Source organism: Streptomyces sp. NPDC017225, from assembly GCF_044331465.1.
In the GTDB taxonomy this organism is placed as follows: Bacteria; Actinomycetota; Actinomycetes; order Streptomycetales; family Streptomycetaceae; genus Streptomyces.
In genome coordinates this window covers 110,117-129,445 of the sequence record NZ_JBIRNE010000022.1, presented here as the reverse complement: position 1 = coordinate 129,445, position 19,329 = coordinate 110,117, and the positions used below count along the sequence as shown (strand labels likewise).

At 69.1% G+C, this 19,329-nt stretch carries 20 protein-coding genes and 1 pseudogene; 14 read left to right on the top strand and 7 right to left on the bottom strand.

Going from position 1 to position 19,329, the window contains the following annotated elements:
- Positions 1-140: 140 nt before the first annotated feature.
- A pseudogene (locus ACH4NX_RS33210) lies at positions 141-446 on the top strand (DUF6924 domain-containing protein); the annotation flags it as partial.
- Positions 447-508: 62 nt separating this feature from the next.
- Here the strand turns inward: ACH4NX_RS33210 and ACH4NX_RS33205 are convergent.
- Positions 509-703, bottom strand: coding sequence for a hypothetical protein (locus ACH4NX_RS33205; RefSeq protein ID WP_125537055.1), 195 nt, complete (start codon positions 701-703; stop codon positions 509-511).
- A gap of 297 nt (positions 704-1,000) precedes the next feature.
- On the opposite strand from ACH4NX_RS33205, the gene ACH4NX_RS33200 reads away from it, so the two are divergent.
- Positions 1,001-1,810, top strand: a complete 810-nt coding sequence (locus tag ACH4NX_RS33200; RefSeq protein ID WP_398129761.1) for a hypothetical protein — start codon at positions 1,001-1,003, stop codon at positions 1,808-1,810.
- Positions 1,811-1,910: 100 nt separating this feature from the next.
- On the opposite strand, the gene ACH4NX_RS33195 is transcribed toward ACH4NX_RS33200, so the two are convergent.
- The 4 genes from ACH4NX_RS33195 to ACH4NX_RS33180 all read right to left on the bottom strand — a co-directional run bounded on the left by ACH4NX_RS33195 (position 1,911) and on the right by ACH4NX_RS33180 (position 5,113).
- Positions 1,911-3,032, bottom strand: a complete 1,122-nt coding sequence (locus tag ACH4NX_RS33195) for an IS630 family transposase (RefSeq protein ID WP_398129760.1) — start codon at positions 3,030-3,032, stop codon at positions 1,911-1,913.
- Between the two features lie 87 nt (positions 3,033-3,119).
- Positions 3,120-3,833: a helix-turn-helix domain-containing protein gene (locus ACH4NX_RS33190; protein ID WP_398129759.1), complete on the bottom strand. Its 714-nt coding sequence runs from the start codon at positions 3,831-3,833 to the stop codon at positions 3,120-3,122.
- 183 nt (positions 3,834-4,016) lie between these two features.
- Complete coding sequence (locus ACH4NX_RS33185; protein ID WP_398129758.1) at positions 4,017-4,253, bottom strand: DUF397 domain-containing protein; 237 nt, start codon at positions 4,251-4,253, stop codon at positions 4,017-4,019.
- A complete protein-coding gene (locus tag ACH4NX_RS33180) occupies positions 4,244-5,113 on the bottom strand; it encodes a helix-turn-helix domain-containing protein (protein WP_398129757.1) in 870 nt (289 codons plus the stop codon). The genes ACH4NX_RS33185 and ACH4NX_RS33180 overlap by 10 nt, the downstream gene beginning before the upstream one ends.
- 467 nt (positions 5,114-5,580) lie before the next feature.
- On the opposite strand from ACH4NX_RS33180, the gene ACH4NX_RS33175 reads away from it, so the two are divergent.
- The 8 genes from ACH4NX_RS33175 (at position 5,581) to ACH4NX_RS33140 (ending at position 11,856) form a co-directional block, all read left to right on the top strand.
- Positions 5,581-5,946 carry an ATP-binding protein gene (locus ACH4NX_RS33175; protein ID WP_398129756.1) on the top strand — a complete coding sequence of 122 codons (366 nt, stop codon included), beginning with the start codon at positions 5,581-5,583 and terminating at the stop codon, positions 5,944-5,946.
- A gap of 160 nt (positions 5,947-6,106) precedes the next feature.
- A complete protein-coding gene (locus ACH4NX_RS33170; RefSeq protein ID WP_398129755.1) occupies positions 6,107-7,132 on the top strand; it encodes a thymidylate synthase in 1,026 nt (341 codons plus the stop codon).
- The gene (locus ACH4NX_RS33165; RefSeq protein ID WP_398129754.1) at positions 7,129-8,178 is read left to right on the top strand and encodes a nucleoside-diphosphate kinase; all 1,050 of its coding nucleotides are present in this window, start codon (positions 7,129-7,131) and stop codon (positions 8,176-8,178) included. Before ACH4NX_RS33170 ends, ACH4NX_RS33165 begins: the two co-directional genes overlap by 4 nt.
- Before the next feature lie 23 nt (positions 8,179-8,201).
- The gene (locus ACH4NX_RS33160; protein ID WP_398129753.1) at positions 8,202-9,392 is read left to right on the top strand and encodes a radical SAM protein; all 1,191 of its coding nucleotides are present in this window, start codon (positions 8,202-8,204) and stop codon (positions 9,390-9,392) included.
- Positions 9,389-9,991 carry an exonuclease domain-containing protein gene (locus ACH4NX_RS33155; protein ID WP_398129752.1) on the top strand — a complete coding sequence of 201 codons (603 nt, stop codon included), beginning with the start codon at positions 9,389-9,391 and terminating at the stop codon, positions 9,989-9,991. Before ACH4NX_RS33160 ends, ACH4NX_RS33155 begins: the two co-directional genes overlap by 4 nt.
- Positions 9,988-10,587, top strand: a complete 600-nt coding sequence (locus tag ACH4NX_RS33150; protein ID WP_398129751.1) for an AAA family ATPase — start codon at positions 9,988-9,990, stop codon at positions 10,585-10,587. The genes ACH4NX_RS33155 and ACH4NX_RS33150 overlap by 4 nt, the downstream gene beginning before the upstream one ends.
- Entirely contained in the window at positions 10,584-11,327 is a 744-nt protein-coding gene (locus tag ACH4NX_RS33145) for an aldo/keto reductase (protein WP_398129750.1), read from the top strand. The genes ACH4NX_RS33150 and ACH4NX_RS33145 overlap by 4 nt, the downstream gene beginning before the upstream one ends.
- A gap of 103 nt (positions 11,328-11,430) precedes the next feature.
- Positions 11,431-11,856, top strand: a complete 426-nt coding sequence (locus ACH4NX_RS33140; RefSeq protein ID WP_398129749.1) for a hypothetical protein — start codon at positions 11,431-11,433, stop codon at positions 11,854-11,856.
- A gap of 66 nt (positions 11,857-11,922) precedes the next feature.
- Here the strand turns inward: ACH4NX_RS33140 and ACH4NX_RS33135 are convergent, their stop codons facing one another.
- Both ACH4NX_RS33135 and ACH4NX_RS33130 read right to left on the bottom strand, forming a co-directional pair.
- Entirely contained in the window at positions 11,923-12,624 is a 702-nt protein-coding gene (locus ACH4NX_RS33135; protein ID WP_398129748.1) for a response regulator, read from the bottom strand.
- Positions 12,625-12,805: 181 nt separating this feature from the next.
- Positions 12,806-14,503: an ATP-binding protein gene (locus ACH4NX_RS33130; RefSeq protein ID WP_398129747.1), complete on the bottom strand. Its 1,698-nt coding sequence runs from the start codon at positions 14,501-14,503 to the stop codon at positions 12,806-12,808.
- A 154-nt stretch (positions 14,504-14,657) separates the two neighbouring features.
- On the opposite strand from ACH4NX_RS33130, the gene ACH4NX_RS33125 reads away from it, so the two are divergent.
- The 4 genes from ACH4NX_RS33125 (at position 14,658) to ACH4NX_RS33110 (ending at position 19,321) form a co-directional block, all read left to right on the top strand.
- Positions 14,658-16,040: a cation:dicarboxylate symporter family transporter gene (locus ACH4NX_RS33125; protein WP_351390152.1), complete on the top strand. Its 1,383-nt coding sequence runs from the start codon at positions 14,658-14,660 to the stop codon at positions 16,038-16,040.
- Between the two features lie 158 nt (positions 16,041-16,198).
- Positions 16,199-16,597, top strand: a complete 399-nt coding sequence (locus tag ACH4NX_RS33120; protein WP_351390149.1) for a MerR family transcriptional regulator — start codon at positions 16,199-16,201, stop codon at positions 16,595-16,597.
- 11 nt (positions 16,598-16,608) lie between these two features.
- Complete coding sequence (locus ACH4NX_RS33115; protein ID WP_351390697.1) at positions 16,609-16,923, top strand: thioredoxin domain-containing protein; 315 nt, start codon at positions 16,609-16,611, stop codon at positions 16,921-16,923.
- A gap of 148 nt (positions 16,924-17,071) precedes the next feature.
- Positions 17,072-19,321 carry a HelD family protein gene (locus tag ACH4NX_RS33110; protein WP_398129746.1) on the top strand — a complete coding sequence of 750 codons (2,250 nt, stop codon included), beginning with the start codon at positions 17,072-17,074 and terminating at the stop codon, positions 19,319-19,321.
- Positions 19,322-19,329 lie beyond the last annotated feature (8 nt).

Sequence of the window (19,329 nt, the reverse complement as noted above, 5' to 3'; positions counted from 1 at the left end):
TGCTGGACCGGCACCTGCACCACCTGCCACCGCCCCCTGCCCAGCAGACCGCACACGACATCAAGATCGAGACAGACCTAACGGAGCCCTACTAGTGCTCTGACCACGATGGTTCACCGGGTTGGAGGTACTGTCCGCGCATGCGCCAGTTCCCCTGCACTTTGGAAGCCCCGGCCGTGCGCACCGACTTCTCGGTAGATGGCGCTGGGGACGCTCTGAGGGCGGCGCTGGACGGCGCTGTTCTCGCCGGAAAGGACGGCGTCCTGGCCAACGTCGCCCTTGTCGACGACCGGCAGTACGAAGACCTGACGCCCGACCAGGCCCTCGACCTGATCCCCGCGGAGTGCCAGCATCCACTTCTTGTCCTGGCGGACTCCATAGCTGTCGCCTCGGCTGGATTGCCGCTCCTCGTGGTGGACAGGCGCGGTGATTGGTCATGCGCCGCATGGCGGTGCATCCGTCCAACGAATTGGCGCAGGGCGCGTTCTGCCGGGGTGGGCAAGAGGACTCAGCCTTCCGGCGGGCGGTTCTGGTATCGCCATGTGCTGAACAGGCCCACCCCCGTACCGCCTACCGCGGAGAGGGCAGTGGGGCCGCCCATGGCGTACACGGCCAGAGACAGGCCGACCAGGGCGAACAGCGCGGCGAGTTCGAGCAGTCGACCTCGTGCATGGGCGGGCTCGTTGTTCTTGTTCTCATCCATGCCGGCAAGTGCAGCAGCTCGTCATGCGGATGTGCGAGGAACGCGAACATGCGCGTCAGGAGACGGAACACGGGCTGTACGCCGCAGAACAAGCAGGCTGTTCCGGCGAACAACGCGTTTGTACGGCGTTGTTCGCCGATGTTAGCCGCATCCCCACTGCTGTCGCCCTACCATGATTGCCACGCGTCGTCAGGGGGGCATGTGATCACTCGGAGCAGCGGACCGGAGCAGTCGCCGGAGAACGAGTACCAGAGGGAACTTGCGGCCTTCGCAAGAGATCTGAAGGATCTCAAATTGGTGAACGGCATCGGCTACCGCGACTTCGAAAAGATCTCACAGAAGCACTCACTCTCCGTACCTCTGTCGGCTTCCGGGGTCAGCGAGGTGATGAGCGGGAAGCGCTGGCCAAGCCGAGACTTCCTGCTCGCCTTGGTTCGCGTCCTACTGATCCAGCAGGACGGGTGCCTGGTGGAGCTCGGTGACAGCCGCCTGCAGCAGTGGGACCACCGCTGGAAACGCTTGGTGCAGCTGCGTGACCGGGCCAAACAATCCACGCCGCTCGAGGTTCAGCACGGCAGTCCCCCTGACAAGCCCGCAACAGTACAAATCGACTTCGTGCCCCCGCCGGGTGACGCGACCCTCCAGGAGCTGGACTCCGCGAAATCGGATCTCCGGGAGATCCTCTCTAATCTCGAAGAGCATGCGACTCATGTGCGCAACGAATTTCGCCAAGTTCTTGGTGAACAATCCAGGGTCGCGGCTGAGCTGAGTCGCCTTGCAGAACTACTCGAAAAGGAGCGAAATCACAACGAACAACTGGAGCGGCAGATCGAGGAACTCGAACAGCTGCGCGGCGAGCTGGGCCGACAATTGGAGGGTCTGCGTGACCAACTCGCTGAAATTGATTCGGATAAGGCAGTCCTCTTCGAGGACGCAAGCGAACTCAATGACCGGCGGGCCATGTTGAACTTCGATTGGGCCCGCTACGAAGAAGACCGAAGGGCGCGCGCGGAAGCCGAAGCTGCTCGACTTCGAGAAGAACTCGCGGACGTCAAGCACAAGTTGGAGGCAGCGGACCGGCTGATCCGCGATGGGCAGTCCTACTGAACTTCTCGATCAACAGCCCGGGGGCCTCGCTCGTTGCGCTTTGAGGGCCGTCACCTGATCGGAGGCCAGGTCGAAGAAGCCCACTGGCCGCCGGGTGGTGTCAGGCTGCGCGTACTCGGGGGCGTCCGCCCCAGCGGATGCCCTTCTCGCTGCGGATGCGGGCGCGTTCCTTGCGTTCGGCGGCCAGGACGTCGCGGTGTCGAGTGTTGGCGTTGCGCCACCTCAGGTAGGCGTGCAACGCCCGGGTCTGCACGGTGTGGTTGGGGTAGTTCGAGTTGGCGATCGTGAATTGTCGCAACGGCCCGAAGTGGGCTTCGATGGGGTTGGCCCACGAGGCGTAGGTCGGGGTGAAGCACAACTCGACCTTGTTCTTCTTCGCCCAATGGCGGAGGCCGGTGCCTTTGTGGGCGGACAGGTTGTCCAGGATGACGTAGATCGGTGCACCGTCCGGGCGAGCGGCTCGGATCGACTTCAGAGCGGCCAGCGTGTTCGCGGACCCTTTTCTACGGTGGTTGACGCCCCACAGAGTGTCGTCGCCGATCGAGTAGCAGCCGTGGAAGTAGCGCACCCCGTGCGTGCGGTGGTAGGTGGCCGGCACCCGGTCGGGATGTTTGCGTTCGGCCCAGCCCGAGCCCGCGGTGGGCCGGATTCCGAGCGGTCCGAACTCGTCGAAGGCGAACACCCGGTCGGAGAAGCGGTCAAGGAGCTCCTCGATCCGGTCCAGCTTCGCCTCACGGTCCGGGTCGGGGGATTCCTTCCAGGTCTTGGTGCGCTGGAAGGTGACCCCGCGGCGGGCGAGCAGGCCGCGTAACGTCTCACGGCCGATGCGGATCACTCGGTCGTGGACTCTCCGCAGGTAGGCGACGAGTTTGCGCAGTGACCAGCAGGTGAAGGGCTGGCCGAGTTTGGTGGGGCGGGTGGTGGCCGCCTGGACGACGAAGTTCTCGTCGTCAGGGCTGAGTCGGCGGGGACGGCCTCCCGCCCATCGAGGGTCCAGGCAGGCCAGGCCGATCTCGTTGAAGCGGTGGATCACATCTCGGACGGTGTCCTCGTCGGCCTGCACCAGCTGGGCAATCACTGGCGCGCGGTTCCCACCGGCCGAGGCCAGCAGCATTATCGCCCGCTGGTAGCGCACCGAGTTGGCACTGCCCCGGCGCACGATCTGCTGCAACCTCTGCCCCTCCTGGTCGGTCAGTCTGCGCACACGGACAGGCTCGGCCACCGCGCCTCCAACGGTCGAAACGGACGTCACCCCACATCTAACCGCCACGACCGTCACCCCGGCGAACCTATGCGGTCAGAGCACTAGCTAGGGGTGCCTCTCGACCGCCGCCCAGAAGTGCTCCACGATCCGGTCGAGGAAGTCGTGGCCCTGGGCGCTCGCGTCGGGGCCGCCGCCACCCCACCGGAGGGTGGCGGCCATGTGCCCCTGATAGTCCTGGTGCAGTACCTGGAGGACGTTCTCCAGCACTCGCCGGTCCAGCGGCGCCACCTTGGCGACCTGGCGCACATATCCCTGCCAGCGGGTGGTCACCGCGCTCGACAGCAGGCCGGCGAGCTTCTCCTCGCGCCCCGTGACGGTCACGAAGTCGGGCAGCGCGAGGGCGAGCACGTCGGCGAGCGCGGACGACTGGCGGTCGGTGCCGCGCCAGCCCTCCGTCTCCTCCATCCGCAGATAGGCCGGGAGCGCGACCCCGACGGCACGGGCCACGTCCTCCGGTGCCAGACCGCGGGCGACGCGGTGCTCGCGCAGGGTCTGCGGCCGGCCGATCAGCTCGCCCGGCGAGCACCACAGCACCCCCGCGAGGGCCGTGAGCTCCGCGGTCCCGGGCGAGGCGACCCCCCGCTCCCAGGCGGCGACGAGGTCCGGGGTGACGTACGGCAGCCCGTAGGAGACCCGCATGCCGTGGGCGACGTGCTCGGGCCCCATGTTCAGGGCGGCACGGAGCCGGCGGGCGGCGAGGGCGTTGAACGGGGGTCCCGACTGGTTCGGGTGGGGTGAGGGTCGGCGCACGCGCCACACCGTAGGGGGCCGGGGGAGGCCTTGACTACCGGGTGTTCAACCAGCGATACGGATCGTACGAACGTACGGCTGGCCGTTCCTCGATCGGACGGACCCGGTCACCCCATGGGCGTTACTGCACGGGAGCGGTTCGCTTCCCCCGGATATGGCGCGGGGGAAGCGGTCCACTGTCGTGAGCGGAGGTCAGGGCCTCAGCTCGCGGTGCGAGCTCACGGCGCCGACGAACGAGGACCAGGCGGCGGCTGGTACCACGAGGGCGGGGCCGGCCTTGTCCTTGGAGTCGCGGATGCCGACCTGACTGGCCAGATTCGCGATCTCAACGCATGCTCCGCCGGTGTCGTTGCTGTACGACGACTTGAACCAGGCGGACTCGGGCGCTACGTCTGAGGGTGCGGTGTTGGTATTGATGGCTATGCCCACTCTCGTGCTAGTTGTTGCAGGAACCCGGCCGTTCGCGCCGGAGGTAGGGCGCTGTCGCGCATGGCGTCGAACCGGCGGACGTTCCGCTGGACCTCCAGACGCTCGTCCGTCACAGAGATGGTGTTCGACATGTCCACCTGTACGACAGGGGCAAGGTTCTCGGAGAAGTCCAGCAGGATGAAGTTGTTTTCCGAGCGGTAGGTGACGACATCGTGGGGCAGGACCTGGATGGTCACGTTGTCCAGTTCCCCCAGCTCCGCGATCTCCTTGTACTGGGGCAGCATCACCTCGGGGCCGCCCACCGTCCGACGGACGGCCGTCTCGTCCATGATGACGCGGAGCTTCAGCGGATCCTCCGAGCGGGTGATCAGTTCCTTCCGCTCCAGTCTCAGCCGGACGTTCTGTTCGACGTACTCGGTCGTCGTCTCCTCGACCGGCTTGGCGATCTGGTACAGCGCTCGCGCGTAGCCCTCTGTCTGGAACAGTCCGAACACGAAGGCCGGCTGCCAGGCGCGCATGACGGTGGCGTCCTGCTCCAGACCGCGGTACGTCGGCATCTTCGACGGCATGTACGCCTTGTACGGCGTCCACGGCTCCTTGCTCAGGGACTCCCTGTGCAGCTGTAGCAGCGTCTCCAGGTCTTCCTTCGGCAAGTCGGGGGCCAGATGGTCGATCAGGGTCTCGAGGTCACTCACCCGCGGCAGGTCGTTCTCGCCGATCTCCACGCGCGCGAGTTTCGTGTACGAGAAGCCAAGCGCCCTCGCCACCTCTTGAAGGGTCTCGCCTCTCTTGTCCCGGAGCTTGCGCAACTCCTTGCCCAGTTCCCTGCGTCGGAAGGTCGCTCCGCGCTTTGCTGCCACTGCGTAACCCTTTCCCCAACCCTGTTGGTGCTCAACGTGCCCTGTGCCCGGCACCGTTGCGGGTCGTGCTCTTGAGTGTGCCACCGCGTGCAGGCCCTTGAGTAACCCCTTGCCGGTGCTTGGGCATGTGTCAATTCTAGAGCTCTTGCGAATGGCCTTGCATAGTAAATCGCACATGCAGCACGGTAGTTCAGCGAGCCGATCGCAGACCACTGTCCGCAGAGGGGCTGCGCGGCACGCAATCCAACTGCGATGTCCGGGTCCGGGGAAGACCCGCCCAGGAGCTCTCTGGACTCGGACTACGCATCCCCACCACCCCTGACGAGCCGAGGCCAGCCATGCGTCAGAGCACCACCGCCCGACACAGCGGGCGCGACTGGATTGACCCGGAGCCTCAGGTGATGGCTCGCGCGTCCACCACACCGTTCGCTGTCGAGCCACAGATCCCAAACCCTCGTGCTTTCGAGGTGGCCTTCGCCCCGGACAAGGCCGCCGTCGGCCGGATGCGCCGGCTCACGGCGGCCTTCCTGCGGCTGTGCAATGTGCGCGGCACGCCGGCCGACAACGCCGTGCTCGCAGTCTCCGAACTGGTCACCAACGGCATCCAGCACGGTTGCGGAGACATCGGGCTGCGAGTCCGGTACTGCTCCGGCGAACTACGCATCGAGGTGACCGACGGGAGCTCCTCCCTGGCCGAACTGCGTACCGCCGAGGACAACGACGAATCCGGCCGTGGCCTGTTTCTCGTCGCCGTCCTCGCACCGGACTGGGGGGTCAGCGACGACGGCAGGACGACGTGGTGCGCCTTCCGTGTCCCCACGGGGGCGTCGTGATGGCAGTCGAGACCGACTCCACCGGTGGCGCCCTGATGCGCGCATGATGCGCGCTGCCGGGCCTGCCCCGGCAATCGGCCTCCTGCTGCGGCAGCCCCGGCCCAGCGCCCGGCGCTTCGCCTGGTGGTCCAACCATCCATTTCCCGACCTGGAGAGTGCCTTGCTCACAGCACCGGCTTTCCGCAGCATCGAAGGCGCCTACGTCGCCCTGTTACAGCTGGCGACCAAGGAGCCCGAGCAACACATCGACGCCCGCGGCAACGCGGCCCGTGAGGTGATCGGCGTCAGCTTCCGGCTGACCGACCCGAGGCAGCGTCTGCCGTACCTGGCCGAACGGAGGGTCAACCCGGTCTTTCAGTTCGCCGAAGCACTCTGGTACCTCGCCGGCCGCCGCGATCTGGAGATGATCAGTTATTACGCGCCGTCCATGCGAACGAGCAGCGTCGATGGTGTCAGCCTCGGCGGGTCCGCCTATGGGTACAGGCTCTTCAACGCCGACGACGGTGGTGAGCAGTCGCCGTTCGACCGGGTCGTGGAGCTCCTGCGGAAGGAGCCGGACAGCAAGCGAGGCTACCTGCCCGTGTTCTCGGCGAAAGAGCTGGCCGACCGCACCAATCCGGACGTCGCATGTCTGAGCGGTCTGCATATCCTCTCCCGCGAGGGCCGCCTGCACATGGTGTGCAACATGCGCGCCAACGACCTCGACTGCGGTCTGCTGTCCGACGTGTTCTCCTTCACGATGATCCAGGAGTACGCGGCCGTCCGACTCGGCCTCCAACTCGGCACGTACACCCATGTCATCGGTTCCGCGCACGTCAACGACACCAATGCGGAACGCGTCCACCGCGTCATCAACGAGGCCGCCACACGGCACGCGCCGACCACGTTCCTGTTCCCGCCGATGCCGAAGGGCACCACTTCGGGCACCATCAAAGACGTTCTGGAGCACGAGGAGGCGCTGCGCACGAACCAGATGCGCTACAGCGCCAAGCACATCCAGAGCCTCGGCCTGGAACCGTACTGGCAGCAGGTCGTCATGCTGTTCGAGCTGTACCGCCAGCTCCAGCACGGCCGGAGTGGCGCCGTCGACTCCGCTCTCCTGGCAGCGCTCGACCCGGGTCTGCGCTGGCTCATGGAACACAAGTGGCCCGTCTGTGCCGCGTCCGCCGCAGGGGGCGGTCGGTGAGCGCGGGGAAGCCGGTGAGCGGCGATGTGGTGCTGGGTGTGGGGTTCGACCGCTGGGCGGTCGTGCTGTGCAAGCCGGATGCTGTGACACGCGGCCTGGTCTCCCGCGTCCTGGAGAGGATCTCGTCCGCCGGCATCGCCTTGACGAGCCGGATGGACGTGGTCGCTGAGCCGTGGCAGGCGCACGTCGCCTACCGGGACATGCTCGCCGACACCGGCCGTCTCGACCTGCGCGACCTGCCCGCCTACATCGACGCCGCCTACTCGGGACAGCCCGTCACCGTGGCCCTGGCACACGGCGGGCCCGGCATCCACGCACGCCTGCGCCAGCTCATCGGCCACACTGACCCGGCCCGCGCCACGGCCGGCACGATTCGCGGTGACCTCGGTCAGGACAGTCTCGCCGTCGCGAGGGCCGAGAACCGCCTCGTGCGGAATCTGGTCCACACCTCCGACGACCCCGCCGGCGCCCGCCGGGAGTACGGAACCTGGTACGGGCCGGGCCGCCGGCTACAGATCACCGACTTCAACCGCTGCTCGGTCGTCCTGTGCAAGCCGGACGCCGTAGCGCGCGGCTTGGCCGATGAGGTGCTCGGCCGTGTTGCGGCCGCCGGTGCCACCATTGCCAACCGGGTCGACGTCACCGTGCAACCGTGGCAGGCGCACGTGCACTACTGGGACCTTCTCGTGGATGCCGACTGGTTCCCCGACCGGGACATTCCCGCGTGCCTGGACGACACATACGCGGGCAAGCAGGTAACCGTCGCCCTCGCGTACGGCGAACCGGGCATCCACGCCCGCCTGCGCCGGCTCATCGGGCATTTCGACCCCACCCGGGCCGCCGTCGGCACCATCCGCGGCGATCTCGGAAACGACAGCCTCGAAGCAGCCCTCGAACAGAAGCGCCTGGTGCACAACCTCGTGCATACCTCCGACGACGCGGACGCCGCCCGCCGCGACTTTGGAACCTGGTTCGGCGCCCGCAGTCGCCTGCTGCTCACTTCGCCGCCCGGCGTACCGCTCCAGCCCGCGCCCGCCGACCGCTGACCGTCCCGAGCCTTGGAGGCACCGTGACTGCTCTCCCCGTAGCGCGCCGTCTGCTGCCCCTGCTGAGTCATGAACAGATCAGCAGCCTCAAACCCGAACTCGCCGACGTGATCGAGTACCGCAAGTCGGGCCTGTCGCTGAACCACATCGTCGGCTGCCCGCTGGAGTGCGGGTACTGCGTGCGCCACCTGTTCGACAACTTCGAGATGAAGACCCCGTGGCGCCTCATGAGCGACGAAGCCGCCGTCGACCGGCTGGTCACCCATCCGTACTTCCGGCCCCACAAGACGCCGATCCAGTTGTTCAACCGGGCCACGGACTCCATGCTGCCGGTGGTCAAGCCGCACCTGTTCGCGGTGCTGCGGGACCTCGACGACCGTGGTCTGACCAACCACGTCCTCGTCATCACCCGGTGGCGGGTGAGTGCCGAAGACTGCGCGGTCCTGAACTCCTTCCGCAATCTGCGGCTGACGGTCCTGGTCACCCACTCCGGCATCGACCACCCGAAGATCGAGCCCGTGAACTCCAGGTACGCCGCCGACAGCCTGCGCATGCTTCACGAAAATGCCGACAACTACCGGACCGTCCTGTACTGGCGGCCGATCGTGCCGGGCCTCAACGACTCCGACGAGCACATCGAGCACGCTCGTGAGCTGTCCCTGTACGCGCACGCCACCGTGTTCACCGGCCTCTTCTTCCGCGACGAGATCAAGGCGTACTACAAAGATCTCGCCCTGCCGCAACCGTACGAGGACACAGCCCGGCGAAAGATCATGCCGGAGCAGGCAGAGCGGCGCATCCTGGCTGCCTTCGACTTGGGGAAGGTCCCCGGCGGGGCGCCTTGGGGGACGCTGTTCCGTAAGACGAGCTGCGGAGTCGCCTACGCCTGGGGCGAGGCCGACTACAACGGCCACTACGGGGTGCGGGAGCTGTGCGACATCTGCCCACCCGAGCAGGTCGACTTGTGCAAGAGGGGATGGTCCAAGCCGGACTTGGCGGACATCACCCGCGAGGCGCGCGCCCTCGGGGCGGTCGGCGCCGTTGAGGTCAACGACCGTGCCATCGTCGTGGAGGGACTGGACGAGCCGCCCCGCTACTTCTTGCAGCACGGCTTCGGCTTCCAGTGCCACGACCGGACCAAGCCCCATCACTACCGCCAGCACGGCCGGGCGTCCATCGGCTGGGAGGCGGAGGACGGACCCGACACGCCATGAACTTCGCCACCTGGCCCGCGTTGCTCGTCGTCGACGTCGAAGGCAACGGCACCAGCCCTCCCGATCTGGTGGAGGTCGCCGCGCTGCCCGTCCGGGACGGCCGCCCGGACAAGAGCACCGCGGGCTGGTGGCTGACCCGCCCGAACCGCCCCGTCACCCCCTTCGCGACCCGCGTGCACGGGCTGACCAACGACGCCTTGGCCAAGCAGCCGAGATGGACAGAAGTCGCGGACCAGGTGCGCGCCTTCCTGGGCGCTGCGTGGATCTGCGCGCACAACGCTCACACCGACTACCGCGTGCTGGGCGCGCACCTGTCCGGTTGGCAGCCTGCCGGCGTGCTGGACACCCTCCGGCTGGCCAAGGCCAGCTACCCGGACCTGGGCAAGTACAGCCTCGATGCCCTCATCGAGCACGTGCAGCCCGACCTGAGCGAGGCCCCCGGCGCCCGGCACCGGGCGGCGTTCGACGCCTTCGCCACGGCGCGGCTCCTCACCGCCATGGCCTCCCGCTTCGATACCTGGGACCAGATGATCGCCGCGGCTGTACCGCCCGGCCTGCCTGGCGCCCCCGAACCAGAAAGGGACCCCACCCTGTGGTGACCTCCTCCCAGCCCATCCGGATCGCCGTGCTCGGCACCCACTCCACGGGCAAGACGACACTCCTGAAGCGCATAGAGATGGAACTGCGCAGCCACGGCCTCGCCGTGGCGCGCACCGGACGGCTCGGCAAACGTGCCGCCGCAGTCGGCCTGCCCAAGATGCAGCATCACACCGCCCAATCCACCGAGTGGATCATCGCTCAAGGCATCCTGGACGAAGTCAGCGCTGCCGCTCAGGGTGCTGAGGTCATCCTCATCGACCGCGCCGCGCACGACGCCATCGCCTACTTCCAGGCCGCGATGGCGTTCCGAGCCGAAAACCCGCCTCGTCTCGAACGGGAACGCCTCCTGACTCTCGCCGGCACACAGCTCCCCAAGCACGACCTGCTGTTCGCCACCGTGCTCGACGAGAGCATGGCCGTCGACATCAGCCACGACGACTACGACCGCGGTTTCCGGCGTCTCGTCGACCAGCACGCGCACCTTCTCCTGGCCGACGGCGCCATTCCCCACCAGCGGGTGACCAGCGCTACCGACAGCCAGACCCACGCCGTGGAAGTCGCCGTCCAGCGTTGCCTGAAGGAGGAGCCCGTATGACCTTCGCACCGCCCTCGGGCACCATCACCATCGCAGGGAAGAGCGTGTCGCGGCTCGGGTTCGGCACCATGCGACTGACCGGGCCCGGCATCTGGGGCGATCCCGCGGACCGAGAGCTGGCGCTTGGTGTGCTCCGCCAGGCGGTTCACACGTACGGCATAAGCCACATCGACACCGCCGACGCGTACGGTCCGCACACTGTCGAGCACCTGATCCGCGACGCGCTCTACCCGTACCCGGAACACATCCTGATCGCCACCAAGGTCGGCATGATCCGCCCCGCTCCGGGACAGTGGAAGCCGCTGGGTAACCCGGTCTTCCTGCGGGCAGCCGTCGAGGCGAGCCTTCGCCGCTTGAAGGTCGAACGGCTGGAGCTGTGCTACCTGCACCGCATCGACCCTGAGGTGGCGCCGGACGATCAGATCGCCGTTCTCCAGGCCATGAAGGAGGAAGGAAAGATCGGGCACATCGGCCTTTCGAAGGTCACGCCCGAGGACATCCGCAGGGTCAACAAGGATCAGCCCGTCGCCGCGGTGCAGAACGTCCTCAACACCACCGACTGCTTCGACCCCGCCGTGGAGTTCTGCCAAGACGCCGGAATTCCGTACGTGGCCTACCGGCCGCTGGGCGCCGGTGACCTGGCACGCAGGCACGGGCCACACAAGCCCCTGGCCTGGCTCCTGAACCGGGGGCCCCTCACATCACGCCCATCCCCAGCACCAGCCGGCCCCGCCACCTGAAAGAGATCGTGGCGGCCGCCCAGGGTGGTCCGGCCTGATGCCGGCCGCCGCTGTGACAAGGGCGCACCGGCCTCACGCGACATATGAGAACTGGCGACCGCCGGTGGTCGGCGTCGTGCTCCTGGTCCCGGTCGGCGCCGACTGCCTTGCCGTGGCCGACCTCCGCGGGTCCATCGTGCTGCCGGTCGGGGCCGTGTACGACGGGCAGACGCCGGAGCGTGCCGCACATGAGATCCTCTCCGGCCCACCCGATGAGTTGCGGCTGCTGCGGCGCGTTGCGGTGGACTGGGTGCAGATGCGGCGCCGGAAGGTCGTCACACATGTCCTGGCGGCAGCGCCGATCACCCGCGAGGCGGTGATGGACCTCTCCTACCGTGACCCGCGCGCCACCATACGCGTCATGCTCACCCTTCAGGTGATCGATCAGGTTTGGCCGCCTGCGCGGACTCGCATCCTGGTTGGCCTCCAAGCCCTGGCCACCGGCGAGATGGCCTGTATAGAGGCGGGGCAAGTCCACTACGGCATCTGACCGGCCGACAGGCCGGATCCGTCATCCTGGCCGAGCCGGAGAAGGCGAAGACAGCCATCGAGTGTCCTACCGCCCCTTCTCCACCCCCCGGACCCACCGATAAACCAGCTCCGGCCGCCCCACCTGCCCGTACAGCGGGCGTCGCCCCGCCCGCCCCGCGTCCACCAGGTGTTCCAGGTAGCGCCGGGCGGTGATCCGCGAGATACCGACGGTCTCGGCCACCCCCGCCGCCGTGAGTCCCTCGTCCGCCCCCCGCAGCGCGCCCGTCACCCGTTCCAGCGTCGGCGCGCTCAGTCCCTTCGGCAGGGCGGCCGGGCCGGGGGCCCGCAGCGTGGCCAGCGCTCGGTCGACCTCGTCCTGGCCGCTGGCCTCCCCGGCGGCGCCCCGGAACTCGGCGTACCGGACGAGGCGGTCCCGCAGGGTGGCGAAGGTGAACGGCTTCAGCACGTACTGCACGACGCCCAGCGACACCCCCTCCCGCACGACCGCCAGGTCCCGCGCCGACGTCACCGCGATCACGTCGGCGTGGTGCCCCGCCGCCCGCAGCGAACGGGCCAGCTGCAGTCCGTGTACGTCCGGCAGATGCAGGTCGAGCAGGAGCAGGTCCACCGGCGTACGGTCCAGCATGCGCCGTGCCTCAGCTCCGGTGTGCGCCTTGCCGACGGCCGTGAACCCCGGCACACGGCCGACGTACATCACGTGCGCGTCCGCGGCGACGGGGTCGTCCTCGACGACCAGGACACGGATGGGCTGCGGGGCGGCGGTCATACGGCGCCTCCGGGGGCCGGTCTGAGAGCCGGGGCCCCGGGCGCGGACGTGGACCGGGGCCGCCGGCGGGGACGGACCGGGCGGGCCGGGATGACCGGGTGGACGGGGTGGCCCGGGCGGACCGGATGGACCCGGAGGGCCGGGCGGACCGGATGGACGGGGCGGTACGGCTGCCCGGCGTTCATGCCTCGCCCCCCGGTATCGCTCCGCCCGTCAGGGCGCCCGGCGCCGGTGCGCGGTCCCCGGCGCCGGAGGGCGCACGCCGGCCCCCGCCGTCGGACAGCGGAAGCCGGGCCTCGAAGCGGGCGCCGCCGCCCTCGGCCTCCGCCACGGTCAGGGTGCCGCCGTGCCGCCGCACCGCCTGCCGCACCAGCGCCAGCCCCAGGCCCCGTCCGCCCTCACCGGCCGGCTTGGTCGAGTAGCCCCGCTGGAAGACCAGGTCGGCATGGGCGGGGTCGACCCCGGCGCCGGTGTCCGACACCCGCAGCACCAGCTCCGGGCCGCCGTCCGGCGCCGCCCCCGTGTACGCCGCGACCGTCACCCGTGAGGGCACCCCGTCCTGCGCCGCGTCCACCGCGTTGTCGACCAGGTTGCCCAGGATCGTCACCAGGTCCCGGGCGGGCAGGGACGGCGGCAGCAGCCCGTCGTCCAGTCGGCTGTCCTGCGACACCACCAGCTCCACTCCCCGCTCGTTGGCCTGCGCCGTCTTGCCCAGCAGCAGCGCGGCCAGCACCGGCTCGCCGACCGCCGCCACCACCTGGTCGGTGAGCGCCTGCGCCAGTTCCAGTTCGGCCGTCGCGAAGTCCACGGCCTCCGCCTCGCGCCCCAGCTCGATCAGCGAGACGACCGTGTGCAGCCGGTTGGCCGCCTCGTGCGCCTGCGAGCGCAGCGCCCGGGAGAAACCCCGCTCCGAGTTCAGCTCGCCCGTCAGCGACCGCAGCTCGGTCACGTCGCGCAGCGTCACCACCGTGCCCCGGTGCTCCCCGCCGGAGACCGGCGAGGTGTTCACCACCAGGACCCGGTCGGCCGCCAGATGCACCTCGTCCACCCGTGGCTCCGAGGCCAGCAGCGCCCCCGTCAGCTGCGCCGGCAGCCCCAGGTCGACGACCGAGGCGCCCACCACGTCGCCGCTCACCCCGAGCAGCTCCCGTCCGCCGTCGTTGATCAACGCGACACGGTACTGCCCGTCCAGCATCAGCAGCCCCTCCCGCACCGCGTGCAGCGCCGCCTGATGGTAGTCGTGCATCCGGCTCAGCTCGTCCGCGTTCATACCGTGCGTGTGCCGCCGCAGCCGCGCGTTGATCACGTACGTGCCGACCGCGCCGAGCAGCAGCGCGCCGGCCGCCACCCCGAGCAGCGCCGTCAGCTGCTCCTGCGCCCGCTTGCTGATCTCCTCGACCTTGATCCCGGCGCTGACCAGGCCGACGACCCGACCGGCGTCCGCCACGGGGGTCACCGCCCGCACCGACGGTCCGAGCGTGCCCGTGTAGGTCTCGGTGAGGGTCTCGCCCCGCTGCGCGCGCTCGATGTGGCCGCGGAAGGGATGGCCGATTTGGCTCGGGTCCGGGTGGGTCCAGCGGATGCCCTCCGTATCCATGATCGTCACGAAGTCCACGTCGGTGTCCCGCATGACCCGCACCGCGTACGGCTGGAGCCGCGCCGTCGGGTCGGGCGTGCGGATCGCCTCCGGCACCGACGGCGAGTCGGCGATCGCCAGCGCCACCGACCTGGCCTGCCGCCCGGCCGCCTCCTGTGCCTGCTGCCGGTCGCTGACGTACGTGAACAGCGCGTAACCGGCGACCACGACCGCTATCAGCACCGCCTGCATGGCGAAGAGCTGACCGGCCAGGCTACGGGGTCTCGGGACGCGGAGGTGCATGCCGCCAGTCTCCCTCGTGGCTTGATTGTGAACTAAATGAACGCAAGGGTGACCGCGCTCACAACACGGGAGATAGTCGCCAGATCCCCGATACAAACCCCCGGACGTGAGCCGCACGCCGGTGATGCCGATGACGTCGTCAAGGAGGGCCGCCGTGACCAGCGAAGCCGCTACGGCACCTGCCGCACCCAAAGCCAAGCGGGACCGCACGCACTATCTCTACATCGCGGTGATCATCGCGGTCGTCCTCGGTATCACCGTCGGTCTGGCCGCCCCCGACTTCGCGACCGAGCTGAAGCCGCTGGGCACCGGCTTCGTGAACCTGATCAAGATGATGATCTCGCCGATCATCTTCTGCACGATCGTGTTGGGTATCGGTTCGGTGCGCAAGGCCGCCAAGGTCGGCGCGGTCGGCGGTATCGCCCTGGTCTACTTCCTCGTGATGTCGCTGGTGGCCCTCGCCATCGGCCTGGTCGTCGGCAACATCCTGGACCCGGGCACGGGCCTCGCGGTCACCGACGCCGTCAAGGAGACCGGTCAGGCGCAGGTCGACGCGGAGGCCAAGGGCACCGTCGAGTTCCTGATGGGCATCATCCCGACCACGATCGTCTCCGCGTTCACCGCGGGCGAGGTCCTGCAGACCCTGCTGGTCGCCCTGCTCTGCGGCTTCGCCCTGCAGGCCATGGGCTCCGCCGGGCAGCCCGTCCTGCGCGGTATCGAGCACATCCAGCGGCTGGTCTTCCGCGTCCTGGCGATGATCATGTGGGTCGCTCCGATCGGTGCGTTCGGCGCCATCGCCGCGGTCACCGGCTCGGCCGGCGTGGACGCGCTCAAGAGCCTGGCCGTGCTGATGCTCGGCTTCTACGTCACCTGCTTCCTGTTCGTCTTCCTGGTGCTGGGCGCGATGCTGCGCCTCGTCGCCGGCGTCAACGCCTTCTCGCTCTTCAAGTACCTGGGCCGCGAGTTCCTGCTGATCCTGTCCACCTCCTCGTCGGAGTCGGCGCTGCCGCGCCTCATCGCGAAGATGGAGCACCTGGGCGTCAGCAAGCCGGTGGTCGGCATCACCGTCCCGACCGGCTACTCGTTCAACCTCGACGGCACCATGATCTACATGACCATGGCCTCGCTGTTCATCGCCGACTCCATGGGTACGCCGATGGCGATCGGCGAGCAGATCACGCTGCTGCTCTTCCTGCTGGTGGCCTCGAAGGGCGCGGCCGGTGTCTCCGGTGCCGGACTCGCCACGCTGGCCGGCGGTCTGCAGTCGCACAAGCCCGCCCTGGTGGACGGCATCGGCCTCATCGTCGGCATCGACCGCTTCATGAGCGAGGCCCGCGCCCTCACCAACTTCGCGGGCAACGCCGTCGCCACCGTCCTGATCGGTACCTGGACCAAGGAGATCGACAAGGGCCGGGTGGACGAGGTGCTCGCCGGGCGGGCCCCGTTCGACGAGAAGACGCTCCTGGACGACCACGTCGGTGACGGCACCCCGGAGGTCCCCGAGCAGGGCGGCGAGAAGGAGCTCGCCAGGGCCTGAGGCCCGCGCGACGCCCCCGCACACTCCGGGCGGCCGAGGTGCTCCCCCCGTTGCTCGGCCGCCCGGCCCCGAGAACCCCGCGCTCTTCGCGCGGGGTTCTTGCCGTTCTCCTTGTTCTCCTTGCCTTGACGTCCGGGTCAAGGCTTACGTTCGTTCCCATGCGAATCGGCGAGCTGGCCGCGCGGGCCGGTACCACGACGCGGACGCTGCGGTACTACGAGTCGCGGGGGCTGTTGTCCGCGCGGCGCACCGGCAACGGATACCGGACGTACGACGAGGACGACCTGAAGCTCCTGCGGCAGATCAGGACGCTCCAGGACTTCGGGTTCGACCTGGAGGAGACCCGTCCGTTCGTGGAGTGCCTGCGTGCCGGGCATCCCGAGGGTGACGCGTGCCCGGCCTCCCTCATGGTCTACCGGAGCAAGCTGGCGGAGCTGGACGCGCTGATCGAGGAGCTCACGTCGGTGCGGGCGCAGGTCGGTGCGCAGCTGGCGCGGGCCGAGGCGGCGGTTCCGGGGGGTCCGGAGCCCAAGTGCGAACTGGGAGGACACGCATGAGGAGCAGTGGGGTGGCCGAGGTGACGGACGCGGAGTTCGCCGCTCAGGTGCTGGGCAGTGAGCTGCCGGTGCTGGTGGAGTTCACCGCGGACTGGTGCCCGCCGTGCCGGCAGATGGCTCCGGTACTCAGCGCCCTCGCCGAGGAGGAGGGGGACCGGCTCCGGGTGGTGCAGCTGAACGTCGACCAGAACCCGGCGACCACCAACGCGTACAAGGTGCTGTCCATGCCGACCTTCGTGGTGTTCCGCGGAGGTGAGCCGGTGAAGTCCATGGTGGGCTCCCGGCCCAAGCGGCGGCTGCTGGAGGAGCTGTCGGACGTGCTGTAGCCGGCCGGTGGGCAACGGGTGACAGCAAGAAATCCCCCGAGCAATTGCGCTCGGGGGATTTCTTTGCGTATATTCGTTGATTCGTGACTTCAGCAGGGTGAAGGCACGAAGAAGTTCATGGGCACAGTATATTCGGGCGGGAGTGGAATTGTCAAACACCGAATTTCCGGACGATGAATTGCGGCACGAGCAGCAATTCATCGACGGACTCTACGCACGCGTGGACGCGCTGCGCGGTGACACCGAGGTCTCGGTCACCCAGGCGCTCGCGCAGGGCAACACGCCCCAGCAGGCCCGGCTGGAGCGGGACATCCTGGTCTCCGAGCGCTCCGGGCTGCTCGCCGCGCTCAACGCGGTGGACGGCTCCCTCTGCTTCGGCCGGATCGACCTCACCTCCGGCGTCGGCCACCACATCGGCCGCATCGGTCTCCGTGCCGACGACGCCGAACGCACCCCGGTCCTGATCGACTGGCGGGCCGACGTCGCCCGCCCCTTCTACCTGGCCACCGGCCACACCCCGATGGGTCTGCGCCGCCGCCGGCACATCGCGAGCGAGGGCCGCACGGTCACCGCGCTGCACGACGAGATCCTCGACCTCGGCGACGAGACGCGGACCGGCCACGAGGACCCGTCCGGCGACGCCGTGCTGCTCGCCGCGCTGAACTCCGCGCGTACCGGCCGCATGGGCGACATCGTGCAGACCATCCAGGCCGACCAGGACCGCATCATCCGCGCCCCGCACCGCGGCGTCCTGGTCGTCGAGGGCGGCCCCGGCACCGGCAAGACCGCCGTCGCCCTGCACCGCGCCGCCTACCTGCTCTACGAGCACCGCGAGTTGCTCGCCAAGCGCGCCGTCCTCATCGTCGGCCCCAACCCGGCCTTCCTCGGCTACATCGGCGAGGTACTGCCCTCCCTGGGCGAGACCGGCGTGCTCCTGTCCACCGTCGGCGAGCTGTTCCCCGGCGTGAGGGCCACGGCGGCGGACACGCCCGAGGCGGCCGCGGTGAAGGGCCGCGCCGACATGGCCGACGTCCTCGCCGAGGCGGTACGCGACCGGCAGGCACTGCCCGACCCGGTCATCGCCATCGAGCACGACCGCGAGATCCTCATGCTGGACGACGACCTGGTGAGCGTCGCCCGCGAGCGCACCCGCGGCGCGAAGCTGCCGCACAACGCGGCCCGCGAGCACTTCGAGGGCCACATCCTCAACACCCTCACCGACATGGTCGCCGAACGCATCGGCACCGACCCCTACGACGGCTCCAACCTCCTCGACCCCAGCGACATCACCCAGATCCGCGACGAACTGGCCGAGAACCCCGAGGTCTGGTCGGCCATCGACCGGCTCTGGCCCCGGGTGACTCCCCAGCGCCTGGTCGCCGACCTCCTCGCCGCACCCGAGGCCTTCCTGGCCGCCGAGGACGCCGCCGCCGTCCGCCGCCCGGTCACCCGGCACTGGACCGTCGCCGACGTACCCCTGCTGGACGAGGCGGCCGAGCTGCTCGGCGAGGACGACCGGATCGCCCGCACCCGCGCCGAACGCGAGCGGGAGGCGCAGATCGCCTACGCGCAGGGCGTGCTGGACGTGTCGTACGCGTCCCGGACCTACGAGTTCGAGGACAAGGACGAGGAGGAGGCGGAGGTGCTGTCGGCGCACGACATCATCGACGCCGAGCGGTTCGCCGAGCGCCAGGAGGAGGACGACCACCGCAGCGCCGCCGAGCGCGCCGCGGCCGACCGTACCTGGGCCTTCGGGCACATCATCGTGGACGAGGCGCAGGAGCTGTCCCCGATGGCGTGGCGGCTGCTGATGCGCCGCTGCCCGACCCGCTCGATGACCCTGGTCGGCGACCCGGCGCAGACCGCGGAGGCGGCGGGCGTCGGCTCCTGGTCGAAGATCCTCGCCCCCTACGTGGAGGACCGCTGGGAGCACACCCGGCTGGGCGTCAACTACCGCACCCCGGCCGAGATCATGGACGTCGCGGCGGCCGTGGTCCGCGCCGGCGACCCGGAGTTCGATCCGCCGAGCTCGGTGCGGTCCACGGGCGTACGGCCCTGGATCCGCGCCACCGGCGACCTCCCGGCCGCCGTCGCCGAGGCCGCCCGGGAGCTGACCCCCGAGGAGGGCCGCCTCGCCGTCATCGCCCCGCGCGAGCTGCACCGGGACCTCGCGGCCCGGCTGGACGGCGTGACGGCCGGCGCCGAGCCGGACCTGACGCGCAACGTCGTCCTCCTCGACCCGCGCCAGTCCAAGGGCCTGGAGTTCGACTCCGTCCTGGTCGTCGAGCCCGGCCGCTACGGCACCAGCGACCTGTACGTGGCTCTCACCCGGGCCACCCAGCGGCTCGGCGTCCTGCACACCGAGCCGCTGCCGAAGGGACTCGTGGACGTGTCCTGAGCGCCGGT